Origin of the sequence: Paucibacter sp. KCTC 42545 (assembly GCF_001477625.1) — a bacterium.
Lineage (GTDB): Bacteria > Pseudomonadota > Gammaproteobacteria > Burkholderiales > Burkholderiaceae_C > Paucibacter_A.
Genome location: NZ_CP013692.1, coordinates 2,776,169 through 2,789,884, shown reverse-complemented (window position 1 = coordinate 2,789,884; position 13,716 = coordinate 2,776,169). Strand labels below are relative to the sequence as shown.

At 64.1% G+C, this 13,716-nt stretch carries 7 protein-coding genes; 5 read left to right on the top strand and 2 right to left on the bottom strand.

Annotation, left to right across the window (positions count from 1 at the left end; genetic code table 11):
* Window positions 1-10: 10 nt before the first annotated feature.
* From hrpA to AT984_RS12125, 3 genes are all read left to right on the top strand, one after another.
* Window positions 11-3,907 (top strand): ATP-dependent RNA helicase HrpA, encoded by a 3,897-nt coding sequence (hrpA, locus tag AT984_RS12135; protein WP_442952142.1) that lies wholly within the window; start codon window positions 11-13, stop codon window positions 3,905-3,907.
* Between the two features lie 92 nt (window positions 3,908-3,999).
* On the top strand, window positions 4,000-5,847 hold the full coding sequence (locus tag AT984_RS12130) for a DUF294 nucleotidyltransferase-like domain-containing protein (RefSeq protein ID WP_058720316.1): 1,848 nt from the start codon (window positions 4,000-4,002) through the stop codon (window positions 5,845-5,847).
* Window positions 5,848-5,900: 53 nt separating this feature from the next.
* Window positions 5,901-6,533 (top strand): 3'-5' exonuclease, encoded by a 633-nt coding sequence (locus tag AT984_RS12125; protein ID WP_058720315.1) that lies wholly within the window; start codon window positions 5,901-5,903, stop codon window positions 6,531-6,533.
* Between the two features lie 93 nt (window positions 6,534-6,626).
* Here AT984_RS12125 and AT984_RS12120 read toward each other — a convergent pair whose 3' ends face one another.
* Both AT984_RS12120 and AT984_RS12115 read right to left on the bottom strand, forming a co-directional pair.
* On the bottom strand, window positions 6,627-8,354 hold the full coding sequence (locus tag AT984_RS12120) for a cation acetate symporter (protein WP_058720314.1): 1,728 nt from the start codon (window positions 8,352-8,354) through the stop codon (window positions 6,627-6,629).
* The gene (locus AT984_RS12115) at window positions 8,351-8,659 is read right to left on the bottom strand and encodes a DUF485 domain-containing protein (protein WP_058720313.1); all 309 of its coding nucleotides are present in this window, start codon (window positions 8,657-8,659) and stop codon (window positions 8,351-8,353) included. Before AT984_RS12115 ends, AT984_RS12120 begins: the two co-directional genes overlap by 4 nt.
* A 487-nt stretch (window positions 8,660-9,146) precedes the next feature.
* Between AT984_RS12115 and AT984_RS12110 the strand changes: the two genes are divergently transcribed.
* Together AT984_RS12110 and AT984_RS12105 are read left to right on the top strand one after the other, a co-directional pair.
* Window positions 9,147-11,099 carry a serine/threonine protein kinase gene (locus AT984_RS12110; RefSeq protein ID WP_082679988.1) on the top strand — a complete coding sequence of 651 codons (1,953 nt, stop codon included), beginning with the start codon at window positions 9,147-9,149 and terminating at the stop codon, window positions 11,097-11,099.
* The gene (locus tag AT984_RS12105) at window positions 11,096-13,579 is read left to right on the top strand and encodes a serine/threonine protein kinase (protein WP_082679987.1); all 2,484 of its coding nucleotides are present in this window, start codon (window positions 11,096-11,098) and stop codon (window positions 13,577-13,579) included. Before AT984_RS12110 ends, AT984_RS12105 begins: the two co-directional genes overlap by 4 nt.
* The last annotated feature ends 137 nt before the right edge of the window (window positions 13,580-13,716 follow it).

Sequence of the window (13,716 nt, the reverse complement as noted above, 5' to 3'; positions counted from 1 at the left end):
TCCGCGCCTCGTGAACGAAAAGACCACTCCCCCCCAGCCGCCTAAGGCGACAGCGCAGCGCAAGAACCCGACGGCCGCCCGTGCCGTGTTGGCCAATCCGCTGCCCCCCATCACCTTCCCGGAATCGCTGCCCGTCTCCGCCCGGCGCGATGACATTGCGCGCGCGCTACAAGAGCACCAGGTCATCATCGTCTGTGGCGAGACCGGCTCCGGCAAGACCACCCAGCTGCCCAAGATTGCCCTGGCCCTGGGCCGCGGCCGCGCCAACACCGGCAAGCTGATCGGCCACACCCAGCCGCGCCGCATTGCCGCCAGCAGCGTGGCCAAGCGCATTGCGGATGAGCTGAAGACGCCGCTGGGCGAAATCGTGGGCTACAAGGTGCGCTTCCAGGACCGCCTGCAGCCCGGCGCCAGCGTCAAGCTGATGACCGACGGCATCTTGCTGGCCGAGACGCAGACCGACCCGCTGCTCAAAGCCTACGACACCCTCATCATCGACGAGGCGCATGAGCGCTCGTTGAACATTGATTTCTTGCTGGGCTATCTGCGCGAGGTGCTGGCGCGTCGGCCCGACCTGAAGCTGATCGTCACCTCGGCCACCATCGACGCCGACCGTTTCGCCAAGCATTTCGAATCCAGCAAGGGCCCGGCGCCGGTGCTGATGGTCTCGGGCCGCACCTTCCCGGTGGAGCAGCGCTACCGCCCGTTTGAAGAATCCCGCGAGTACGACCTCAATAACGCCATCTGCGATGCGGTGGACGAGTTGTGGCGCGAGGGGGGCGGTGATGTTCTGGTCTTCCTGCCCGGCGAGCGTGAGATTCGGGAAGCCGCCGAGGCCTTGCGCAAACATCACCCGCCCGGCGTGGAGGTGCTGCCGCTGTTCGCGCGCCTGTCGCAGCAAGAGCAAGACCGCGTGTTTGAGCCGCATGGCCAGCGCCGTATCGTCTTGGCCACCAATGTGGCCGAGACCTCCCTGACCGTGCCCGGCATCCGCTATGTGATTGACCCAGGTCTCGCCCGCGTCAAGCGCTACAGCTATCGCAACAAGGTTGAGCAGTTGCAGATCGAGCCGGTAAGCCAAAGCTCGGCCAACCAGCGCGCCGGCCGTTGCGGGCGGGTGAGTAACGGCATTTGCATCCGGCTTTACGAGGAAAAAGACTACCTCGCCCGGCCACGCTTCACCGACCCCGAAATCTTGCGCTCCTCCCTGGCCGGGGTGATTCTGCGCATGAAGTCCTTAGGCCTGGGGCAGGTGGATGATTTCCCCTTCATCGAGCCGCCACCCCGCAAGGCGATTGCCGACGGCTATCAACTGCTCAATGAATTGGGTGCGGTGGATGAGGCCAATGACTTGACGCCCATGGGCAAGGAATTGTCCAAGCTGCCGCTGGACCCGCGGGTGGGCCGGATGATTCTCGAAGCGCGCTCGCGCGAGGCCTTGAACGAGGTGCTGATCATCGCCAGCGCCCTCAGCGGCCAGGACGTGCGCGACCGGCCGATGGAGCAGCAACAAGCCGCCGACGAAAAGCACAAGAAGTTCGACGACGAGAAGAGCGAGTTCCTGGGCTATCTGAAGCTGTGGAAGTGGATTGAGGAAGCCAAGGGTGGCCACGGCGAACATAAGCTTTCAAACCGACGGTATGAAGCCCTGCTGCGCGAAAACTTCGTCAGCCCGCGCCGCGTGCGCGAGTGGAAAGACATCTACTCGCAACTCCACACCGTGGTGGCCGAACATGGCTGGCGCCTGAATGGCAGCCCCGCCACGTACGAGCAATTGCACCTGAGCATGTTGGCCGGCTTGCTGGGCAATCTGGGTTGCAAGAGCGACGAGGACGAGTGGTATCTGGGCGCGCGCGGCATCAAGTTCTGGCGCCATCCCGGCGCGCATCTGAGCAAGAAGCCGGGCCGCTGGATCGTGGCCGCCGAGTTGGTGGACACCACGCGCTTGTTCGGCCGCGGCATTGCCAATATCGAGCCGCAATGGTTGCCGGGCATTGCCGGCCACCTGATCAAAACCCAGCTGCTGGAACCCCATTGGGAGAAGAAGGCGGCCGAGGTGATCGCGCTGGAGCGGGCCACGCTTTACGGCATCGTCATCTACAACAACCGCCGGGTCAATTTCGGCAATGTTGATGCCAAGGCGGCGCGCGAGATCTTCATTCGCGAGGCGCTGGTGAACGGCGAGTGGGAGAGCCGCTTGCCCTTCTTGGCGCACAACGCCAAGCAGATCGCCAAGGTCGAGGAGCTGGAGCACAAATCGCGCCGCCAAGACGTGCTGATCGACGATGAGTTGATCCACGCCTACTACGACAGCCAGCTGCCCGCCGACGTGTGCTCCGGCGCCACGCTGGAGCGCTGGTACCGCCATGCCTCGAAGTTAGAGCCCAAGCTGCTGCACCTCAGCCGCGAGGAGTTGATGCGCCACGAGGCCGCTGGCGTCACCACCAGCGCCTTCCCCAAGATGATTCGCTTGGGCGGTGTGGACTGCGCGGCCGACTATCTGCATCAGCCGGGCGATGCGCGTGACGGCGTCACCGTCACCGTGCCCATCTACGCCTTGAATCAAGTCAGCGAAGAACGCTCGGAGTGGCTGGTGCCCGGCATGCTGGAGGCCAAGGTGATGGCCTTGCTCAAGAGCTTGCATCAACGCCCGCGTTCGCGCCTGGTGCCCTTGCCGGACTTCATCAAAGAGTTCGTCGCCACGCACCCATTCGCGCAGGGGCCGCTGGTCGATGTGCTGCTGAAAGCGGTGAAAGAGCGCAGCCAGATTGCCGTGCAGCGCAATGACTTCAAGCTGGAGCAATTGCAGCCGCATTTGTTCATGAACTTCCGCGTGGTGGACGAACATGGCCGCCAGCTGGGGCAGGGGCGGCATTTGGCGGCGCTCAAGTCCGAGTTGGGCGGGCAGGCACGCTCGGCTTTCCAGGCGCTGGCGGCTTTGAAGATGCCGGCCACGGCCGCTGCGCCTTCCGCGCCTTTGCCGCCGGTGGCAAAAGGCGGCATTCGCGCCGAAGTGGCGGCACCGCCCAAAGCTTCGGCTGCGGCAACAGCCACCGCCAGCAAGACCTACACCGCCTGGACCTTCGGCGAGCTGCCCGAGCTGATGGAAGTGCGCCGTGGTGCACAGACGCTGATCGGCTTCCCGGCGCTGCTGGATCGCGGCACGCATGTGGAGATCGAGGTCTTTGACGAGCCCGAGGTGGCGGCCGCCAAGCACCGCCTGGGCTTGCGCCGCTTGGTCGCTTTGCAGCTCAAGGAGCCGCTCAAGTTCCTGGAGAAAAACATCCCGGATCTGCAAAAGATGTCGGTGCTCTATATGAACCTGGGCACGGCCGAAGAGCTGCGCGAGCAGATCATCGGCGTGGCGCTGGAGCGGGCCTTCCTGGCCGAGCTCTTGCCGCAAGATGAGTTCCAGTTCAAGGCGCGGATCGAAGAAGGCCGCGCACGCCTGAACCTGATCGCGCAGGAAGTGGCGCGCCAGACCGGCGTGGTGCTGATCGAGTTTGCCGCTGCCAGCCGCAAGCTCAAGGACGCCCGTGCGGCCAAGGAGGTGGGCGATGACATCACCGCTCAACTGCAACGCCTGGTGCCCAAGAACGTCGTCACCGCCACGCCTTGGGCCCAGCTGCAGCATCTGCCGCGCTACCTCAAGGCCATCACCGCGCGGCTGGACAAGCTGCGGGCTGACCCCGCGCGCGATGCCAAGCTGCTGGCCGAGCTGCGCCCGCTGGAGCAGCGCTATCTGCGCCGCGTCATCGAGCTCAAGGGTACGCAGGACAGTCGCCTGGTCGACTTCCGCTGGCAGCTGGAGGAGTTGCGCGTCAGCCTGTTTGCGCAAGAGTTGCGCACGCCGCAGCCGGTCAGCGTGAAGCGGCTGGAAAAAGTGTGGGGCAGTTTGACGACTTGAGTCTTGTGCGCGGGGTAGGGCTGAGTTGCCCGCTCAGGCTCATGTCAGCCAGCCATGCCCACAATGCTGGCTTAGCCTGAGCTTCTAGCACCGTGCCCAACGCCTTCAATTTCAACACCTCGCCCTTTGACTGCCTGAGCCTGGCGGAGCGCCAGCTGGTGCGCGATCAGCTGGACATCGCCTACTTCCGGCCCGGCGATGTGCTGTTGGCGCCGGGCGTGGTGCCCGAGCACCTGTTCATCATCATCAAAGGCTTTGTGCAGCAGTTTGAGGGCGTGGGCGGGGGCGAGGAGCATGTCGCCACCTTCGGGCCTGAGGACACTTTTGACGGCCGCGCCCTGGTGGCCGGCAAGGTCAGCGGCCGCTTTGTGGCGGCGCAGGAGGTGCTGGCCTATCAGCTGGCGCGCGGCGCGGTCAATGAGCTGATCTCCAGCAACGCCACCTTCAGCGCCATGCTCTTCGCCGATCTGTCAAAAAAGATCAGCGCCCTGGCCGCGCGTGGCAGCCAGCATGAGATGCAGTCCTTGGGGCTGGCGCGGGTGGCGCAGGCGGGCGTGCGGGCCGTGCATCAGCTGCCGGCGGACACCGACATCGTCAGCGTGGCGCGCTGCTTTGCCGAGCAGCGCTGCGACCATGTGCTGGTGCAGGACGCTCAAACTGAGCCGCCCCGCATCGGCCTCTTCAGCAGCAATGATTTGCAGCGCGCCATTCTGGATGGCCGGCCGCTGGATCGCCTGGCCGTGGGCGAGTTGGCCAGCTTCAAGCTGGTCTGGGTGGCTGAGACCGACTATCTTTTCGACGCCCTCATCACCATGATCCGCCACAAGGTGCGCCGGGTGGTGGTGCGCCAAACCGATGCGCCGGATGCGCGCATCCTCGGCACCTTGGATCAGCTCGATTTGCTGAGTTTTTTGACCAATCACTCCTACCTCATCACCCGCCAGATTCAGGAGGCGCAAGGTCTGGAAGCGCTGCGCCTGGCGGCCGAGCAGATCAATGCCTTGATCGCCTTGCTGTACCGCGGCGGCACCAAGATCAATCTGATTGCGCGCCTGGTGCAAGAGCTCAATGCCCAGCTGTTTGAGCGCGCCTGGCAGCTGATTGCGCCTGCAGACTTGCAGGCCAATAGCTGCTTGTTCGTGATGGGTAGCGAGGGCCGTGGCGAGCAGTTGCTCAAGACCGATCAGGACAATGGCCTGGTGCTGCGCGATGGCTACACGCCGCCGGTGAACTTGGCCGAGATCTGCACGCGCTTCTCGCAAGCCCTGGCCGATTTTGGCTACCCCGAATGCCCCGGCGGCATCATGCTCAGCCGCCCGGACTGGCGCCACAGCGCCACCGAATTTGCGCAGACCGTGCGGCGCTGGCTGCTGATGCCCACGGCCGACAGCTTGATGGCCCTGGCCATCTTCATCGACGCCCATGCGGTGGCCGGCGACGCCATATTGCTGGAGACGCTGCGGGCCGAAGTGTTTAAGCAAGTGCTGGACAACGACGCGCTGCTGGCGCGCTTTTGTGCCGTCATCAATGCGTTCGAGCAAGGCCAGGGCTGGTGGAACAAGCTGCTGCATCTGGGTGACAGCCACGGCCAGCAACTGGACCTGAAGCGGGCCGGCACTTTCCCGCTGGTGCATGGCGTGCGCAGCCTAGCGTTGGCCCACCGGGTCACCGCCACCAGCACGGTGGCACGCATCGAGGCGCTGGCGGCGCAAGACCATTTGCCGGCCGATCTGGCCACCGATCTGATCGACAGCTTGCACTTCTTCATGGGCCTCAAACTCAAGACCGGCCTGGCCGCGCTGGAGCAAGGCCAGCAGGGCGGCGGCATCGCGCTGGATCAGCTTTCCAGCCAGGATCGTCACCTGCTCAAAGACACCCTGGGCGTGGTCAAGCGCCTGCGTGCCTTGCTGCATCTGCGCTTCCGATTGGATATGTTGTGATGGGCATCCAGGCTGACGTAGTGACACGCAGCGCCTCCTCAGGCGGGCAGTAAATGCTCTGGCAACAAATCAAACGCCGCTGGTTGCTCTACCACCTGGGTGAGCCGGCCTTCGCGCCGATGTTCGAGGCGCCGCCGGAGGACGAGTGGGTGTCACTGGACTGCGAAACCACCGGCCTGGATCCGCAGCGTGACGAGATCATTGCCATCGGCGCGGTACGCATCAAGGGCAATCGGGTGCTGAGCAGTCAGCGCCTGGACCTGCTGGTGCGGCCCGAGAAGAAAGCCATCTCGGCGGAGGCCGTCAAGGTCCATGGCCTGCTGGCGCAAGACGTGGCGGGCGGGGTGGACATTGACACCGCGATGCGCCAGTTGCTGCACTTCATCGGCCCGCGGCCCTTGGTGGGCTACTACCTGGAATTCGATGTGGCGCTGATCAACCGCGCCATCTTTCCGCTGCTGGGCCTGGGGCTGCCCCAGCCCAAGCTGGAAATCTCCTCGATGTATTACGACTGGAAGCAGCGCCATCTGCCGCCTTATCAGCATGGCGCCAGCATCGATCTGCGCCTGGCCACCTTGATGCAGGACCTGGGCCTGCCCGAGCGCCGCGCCCACAACGCACTCAACGACGCCATCATGGCGGCGCTGGCCTTTGTGAAGCTGCGCAATTTGCTGGCCGAGAAGTAGCGGCAGCAGGCTGCGCGCAGTTCGCGCTGAGTGCTGGGCGGGCATAAAAAAACCGGGCCGAGGCCCGGTTTTGTTTTGGCGAAAAGCTTGAGATCAGTGGCCCGAAGCGCCCGATGAACCCAGGCCGGTTTCTGAGCGCACTTGCTGCGCATCGAAGTCAGCACGCTCCTTGGCCGCTTGCGGGCTGCGGTCCAGCAGGCTCACCAGCCAGATCGTCACGAAGGCGATGGTCATGGAGAACAGCGCAGGCGAAGAGTAGGGGAACCAGGCCGAGCCCTTGGGGTTGCCCAGCGTGGCTTCCCACACCGAGGGCGAAACGATGGTCAGGCCCACCGACGTCACCAGACCCACAAAGCCGCCGACAACGGCGCCCTTGGTGGTGCAGTCCTTCCACAACACGCTCATGAACAGCACGGGGAAGTTGGCCGAAGCGGCAATCGCGAAAGCCAGGGACACCATGAAGGCGATGTTCTGCTTCTCGAAGGCGATGCCCAGCACCACGGCAATCACGCCCAGGCACAGGGTGGTGATGCGCGAGACGCGCAACTCTTTGGCGCTGTCGGCCTTGCCCTTCTTGAACACAGTGGCGTAGAGGTCATGCGAGACGGCCGATGCGCCCGACAAGGTCAAGCCTGCGACCACGGCCAGGATGGTGGCGAAGGCCACGGCCGAGATGAAGCCGTAGAACACATTGCCGCCCACCGCCTTGGCCACCAGCACGGCCGCCATATTGGCCGTGCCCGCGCCGCCCAGGATCACGCCCTTGGCCACATTGGCGTACTCAGGGTCGGTCAGCACCAGGGTGATGGCGCCGAAGCCGATGATGAAGATCAGCACGTAGAAGTAGCCGATCCAGGTGGTGGCCCAGAACACCGACTTGCGCGCTTGCTTGGCGTCAGGCACGGTGAAGAAGCGCATCAGGATGTGCGGCAAGCCCGCGGTACCGAACATCAGCGCCATGCCGAAGCTGATAGCCGAGATCGGGTCCTTCACAAAACCGCCGGGGTTCATGATGGAGGCGCCGATCTTGGCGGCTTCCTCGGCAGTTTTGCCCGAGTTGGCGGCCACGGCGGTTTTCACTTCCACGCCCTTGGCAAACAAGGCTTCCAGGCTGAAGCCGAATTTCGACATCACCATCACCGCCATGAAGGTCACCCCGCACAGCAGCAAGCAGGCCTTGATGATCTGCACCCATGTGGTGGCAGTCATGCCGCCGAAGAGCACATAAATCATCATCAGAGCGCCGACGATGACCACGGCCATCCAGTACTCCAGGCCGAACAGCAGCTTGATCAACTGGCCGGCACCGACCATTTGTGCGATCAGGTAGAAAGCCACGACGACCAGCGTGCCCGAGGCCGCGAAGGCGCGGATGGGGGTTTGCTGGAAGCGGTAGCCGGCCACGTCGGCAAAGGTGAACTTGCCCAGATTGCGCAGGCGTTCCGCCATCAAGAAGGTGATGATGGGCCAGCCGACCAAAAAGCCGATCGAGTAGATCAACCCGTCATAGCCATTGGCCATGACGGCGGCCGAGATGCCCAGGAAAGAGGCGGCAGACATATAGTCGCCCGCAATCGCCAGGCCGTTCTGGAAGCCGGTGATGCCGCCGCCGCCGGTGTAGAAGTCAGCCGCCGAACGGGTCTTGGCCGCCGCCCATTTGGTGATCCACAAAGTGCCCGCCACGAAGACGGCGAACATGGAGATGGCAGTCCAGTTGGTGGCCTGCTTGGCCACCTGGCCCATATCGGCGCCGGCAGCGAAGGCCGCGGAGGCGAAGCCGACCAGGGCGCTCAGGACGAGAGTTTTGCCGAGCTGATTCATTTCACTTCCTCTTCGAGAATTTCACGCGTCAGGCGGTCGAACTCGCCATTGGCGCGGCGCACATACAAGGCCGTGATCACGATGGTGAAGACGATCACCCCGAAGGCGATCGGCACACCCACCGTGGTCACGCCGGCACCGATCTTTTGCGAGAGGAATTCCTTGTTGAAGGCAATCAGCGAGATGTAGCCGAAATAGACCACCAGCATCAGCACCGTCAGCAGGCGGCCAAAGCCGTCGCGCTTGGTTTTGAGTTCCTGGTACTTTGGATTGGCCCGAATCCGGGCCACTACGCTGTCCGTCATGTTGTGTACTCCTGGTTTGTGAATGCGCGCAGCGCACGGCAACTAGATGGCCGGCGCTGAAATACACGCACAGTTTCTGGGGCCAGACTGACCGACAACTGACCCGACCTAGGGCCTTGATTGGTTTTAGGGGAAAACCATGGTGCGGCGCCTGCTAAAGAGTCAAGTGAATGACAGTTCTATGGCTGTCGGTGGTCCGAAGTGCGCTTCAGCTGGGGGCGCCGCTGATGGCCTGGCTCAGCAAGTCAAGGGGGGCGGGCTAAGCAATAACTGCTTAATTAAGCGGTAAAGTCGGCCCCCGTGTGAATTGACCAACTCGCCTGCGCAAATGCCGCGTGGCAAGGTAAAGCGCTGCGACTGTGCGCCACAGCCCAAAAATAACGTGGCGAAACTGCCTCAAGTTGCTGCTTCAAACCTGTAAGTTTTTGTGTCCAATAGGCGCAAACTAACAAGATACCAATCGTCCGCATTGGTCTGCCTGCCATCCATGTCCGGTCCCGACTCCACTGCGAGCACCACCCCTGATTCCGGCGCCGCGCCCAAGGCGACGGCTGCTTCACCGAGCGCGACGCCGATGCGGCGCTTTGGCCGGTTTGAATTGCGCGCCTTGCTCAGCAAGAGCGCGCGCAGCATGTTGTGGCTGGTGTTTGATGCCCGCCTGGGCCAGGAGCTGATTCTTTGCCTACCGCGCACGGCGCCCAACTCGCCCGAGGCCATGAGCCATTGGCTGAAGATGGCCAATGGTGTCTCGCGGGTGCAGCACCCCAATCTGGCCCATGTGATCGAGGTGGGGCAGGTGGAGCAATGGCCTTTCATCGCTTACGACCGCGCTTTGGGCGAAACGCTGGACGAGCGCCTGGCCCGGCAGGCGGTGCCGGTGCCGCTGGAAGCGGCCGACTGGGTCTGCCAGTTTCTGGAGGGCCTGGCTTTTGCCCATGAGGCGGGCCACGCGCATCGTGATATTCAATGCGCCAGCCTGATCATCAGCTCCACCAACCAGGTGCGCGTGCTGGGGCTGGAGGTGGCGCAAGAGGTGTTTCCGGCGTCTGCCGACTTCAATACCGTCACGCGCCGCGCCGTGCGCGAATCGGCCGAAGAGGATGTGCTGTGCGTGGGCTTGATCCTGCACCGCATCCTCAGCGGCCGCCCGGCCTTGGACCGCGCCGATTTGCAAGCCGCTGTGCAAGAGATGCAGCCGCTGGGCCGTGAGTTGGTGCGCATGGGCTGGGAGACGCCCAACCCCATCCCCGACCCGCTGCGCGCCATTTGCAACCGCGCCACCGACCGCCAAGCTCGCCAGCGTTATCACATGGCGCGCAGCTTTTTGCGCGCGCTCGATGGCTGGCGCACCGCCGCCGGCCAGGATCAGGGCGGGCCGATTGCGCTTCTGATGGACAAGTTGCAGCGCATCGGGCATTTGCCCAGCACCAGCACGGCCTTGCAGCGGGTGGGGCAGTCCTCGGCGATGGAGCGCCAGCATGCCAGCGCTTTGTCAGGGCTGGTTTTGCAGGATATGGCGCTGAGCTTGGAGCTGCTGCGCCGGGTCAACAATTCCTTGAAGCAAAACGGCTCGGCGGGTGGTGGCGCGGTGCTGAATATGCAGCGCGCTATTGCCATGATTGGGCTTGAAGGCGTGCAGCAAGCGGCACGCGCGCTCAAGCCCTGGCCGGGGCCGCTGAGCCCGGTGCAGGCCGAGATGCTCAAGAGCCTGATGAAGCGTGTCCAACATGCCGGGCAAATCGCGCAGGCGCTGCGGCCGGCGGGCTATGACGGCGAGGTGGTCTATCTGATCACGGTGATGCAAAACCTGGGCCGCTTGCTTTTGCAGTACCACTTCCCGGACGATGCCCAGCAGATCCGCCAATTGATGTTGCCGCCTGAGCCCACTGCCGAATTTCCTCATCCGGCCAGCTTGGGCGAGCAGGCTGCCGCCTTTGCTGTGCTGGGTTGTGACCTGGACAGCCTGGGCGCTGCCGTGGCCCGGCATTGGAGCTTGGGTGATGAGTTGCTGCACATGATTCGGCGCCAGTCGCCCGACGCCCCCGTGCGCCACAGCGAAGGTGACGCCGACCTGCTGCGCCTGACCTGCAGCTTTGCCAATGAATTGGAAGACGCATTGAATCTGCCCGAGAGCAAACGCCAGGCCGGCATCGAAATCGCCACGCGGCGTTATGCCCGGCCGCTGGGTCTGGGCCTGCGGGAGGTTTACAACGCCCTGAATCCCGAGGCGCCCAAGGCTGCCGAGGACTTTCCTCAGGATCGCGCCGAGGTCGCGCGTGACAAGCCCCAAGTGCCCGTCGATTCCCTGCAGCCGGGGGCGATTGCTGCGCCCAAGGCTTCGGCGCTGCGCTCCCGTTTGGCGGCGATGGCGCCACCCAATCGAGACGGCAGTGGTGGCAGCGGTAACACCGGCAACAGCGGTGCAGGCGGCTCACGATGAGCGCCGAGCAGTCGCCGGTTCCGCCCCGTCCCTCGGGCACGGCTGGGATAGAACAGCTGCCGCAGCTGGGGCGCTTTCGCCTGCTCAAGAAGCTGGGTGAGGGCGCGCAAGCCACCGTCTGGCTGGCCCATGATCCGCGCCTGGACCGCGAGGTCGCCCTCAAAGTGCTGCGCCCCGGCACCGACCCCGGCAGCGTGGACGAATGGCTGCACGAGGCGCGCGCCGTCAGCCGCCTGACCCACCCCTTCATCGTGCCGATTTTTGAGGCCGACACCCAGGGCGCGCAGTCCTATATGGTGTTCGAGTATGTGCCCGGCGGTACGCTGGTGGACCTGATGCGTCGCCAGGGCAAGCTGGGTGCCCGCGCGGCGGTGGAGCTGTGCATGGACGTGCTGGACGGCCTGCATGCCGCCCATCAGGCGGGCGTGGTGCACCGTGATCTCAAGCCCAGCAATATCCTGATCGACGCCAAAGGCCGTGCCCGCGTGATGGACTTCGGCATTGCCGGCCGTGTGGCCGCGAGCAGGGGTGGGGCGGTGTCCCCGGCGCAGCGCAGCGAGCGCGTGGTGGGCACGCCCGGCTATTTGTCGCCCGAGGCGGCCGCCGGCTTGGCGCCCAGCCCGCAGATGGATGTGTTTGCTGCCTCCATCTTGCTGGTGGAAATGCTCAGTGGCCGGCGCCTCAACTACGACCCCGACCCCTGGCGCGCGGTGCAGCGGGTGCAGGAGGAGCAATTCATGGTGCCCGGCGACCTGGGTGCTGATGTGGATGATGCCCTGCGCGCCATCCTCCAGCGCGGCCTGGCCCGCGACCCGGAGCAGCGCTGGCTGGATGCCCATCTGATGCACGACGCCTTGGCTGAGTGGCTCAACCCCACCGAAGACGCGCCCGCCGCTGGTGAGGCATCAGGCGAGGGCGCGGCCCTGGAGTTCTTGCTGCGGCGCATGCGCCATCAGGGCGACTTCCCGGCCATGTCCAATGCGGTGAGCCGGATTCAGCGCCTGACGCTCTCAGAAAAGGAAAGCCTCAGCAGCCTCTCCAACGAGATTTTGAAAGACGTGGCGCTGACGCAAAAGCTGCTGCGCCTGGTCAACACGGTGCAATACAGCCAGGCGGGTGCGGGCGGCATCACCACCATCTCGCGTGCGGTGGCCTTGGTCGGCTTTGCCGGCATTCGCAATCTGGCGCTGTCGTTGATTCTGCTGGAGCGCATGGAGAACAAAGCCCATGCCCAGCAGCTGCGCGAGGAGTTTTTGCGCTCGCTGATGGCTGCTTCGCTGGCGCGGGAGTTGTCCGCGGGTGAGCGCGACAGCGAAGAAGCCTTTCTTTGCGCGATGTTCCACAACCTCGGCCGCTCGCTGACCGAGTTCTACTTCCCCGAGGAAGCGCGCCAGATCCGCCGCATCACCCGACCCGAGCGCGGCCCGATGCTGGTCAAGGACGCGCCCGCGCCGGTGCCGGAGTGGATTGCCTCGGCCCGCATTCTCGGCATGAGCTATGACCAACTGGGCATTGGCGTGGCCAAGCAATGGGGCTTGCCCGAGAGTTTGCAGCTCAGCATGCGGCGCCCCGAAGGCGAGCCGCCGCTGCGCCAGATCAGCAACCCCGATGAACGCCAGCGCTGGCTGGCCCATGCCGCCAACGATGTCGCGGATGTGATTTTGCGCACCGAACCGGCCCAAGCTCACTCCCGGGTCAACGCCATGGCGCAGCGCTACGCCCGCTGCCTGGGGGTGACGGCCGAGGCCTTTGGCCAAGCGGCAGATCAGGCGCGCCTGCGCCTGGCGCAGATGACGGCGGTCATGGATCTGGCCCTGCCGCAGAATTCGCCCGCGCTGCGCCTGCTAGCACCCTTGACACCAACGCCGGACGATTCGCTCTCGGCCCTGCAGTTGCAGGCCACCCAGGTGATTGAATCGACGGAGCACTTGAGCCATCAGCAGCAAATCCGCGACCGTGCGGTGGAAACCCTGGCCGCTGGCATTCAGGACGTCAGCAATGCGATGGTGGAAAACTTCAAGCTCAATGAAGTGCTGCGCATGATCCTGGAATCCATCTACCGCGCCTTGGGCTTTCGGCGCGTGGTGTTTTGCCTGCGCGACCCCAAGCTGGACCAGCTGACCGGGCGTTTTGGCCTCGGCCAGGATGTGGAAAGCGTGGTGACTTGTTTCAAAATCGCGCTCCAACCCAGCCCCGGCAAGCAGGCCGATTTGTTCGAGGCGGTGTGCCAGCGCGGTGTTGATACGCTGATAGCCGATGCCAAGGCGAGCAAGATTGCCGATCGATTGCCGGCCTGGTATTGCGGCCCAGTGTCTGCCAATAGCTTTTTGTTGCTGCCTTTGGCTTTGCGCGGCAAGACTTTTGCGCTGATCTATGCCGACAAGGCAAAAGCCGGGGGGCTGGACCTGGGCGAAAAAGAGCTTTCGCTGCTGCGCACCCTGCGCAATCAGGCCGTGATGGCCTTCAAACAGACTGCCTGACAGCCCGCCAGAGTTCAAAAACTGCTACCTCTAATTGAGTGGTGGTGTGTAAGCGGGGGTAAACGTATCATTGCTGCCTTGTAAAGACGCGCGGCTTTGGCTATGGCGTCAGACATGAAAAACGCTCACTTCGGTGG

Coding starts and splice junctions, on each gene's coding strand:
- AT984_RS12125 (WP_058720315.1), top strand. CDS start 5,901: ATGCTCTGGCAACAAATCAAACGCCGCTGGTTGCTCTACCACCTGGGT.
- AT984_RS12120 (WP_058720314.1), bottom strand. CDS start 8,354: ATGAATCAGCTCGGCAAAACTCTCGTCCTGAGCGCCCTGGTCGGCTTC.
- AT984_RS12115 (WP_058720313.1), bottom strand. CDS start 8,659: ATGACGGACAGCGTAGTGGCCCGGATTCGGGCCAATCCAAAGTACCAG.
- AT984_RS12110 (WP_082679988.1), top strand. CDS start 9,147: ATGTCCGGTCCCGACTCCACTGCGAGCACCACCCCTGATTCCGGCGCC.
- AT984_RS12105 (WP_082679987.1), top strand. CDS start 11,096: ATGAGCGCCGAGCAGTCGCCGGTTCCGCCCCGTCCCTCGGGCACGGCT.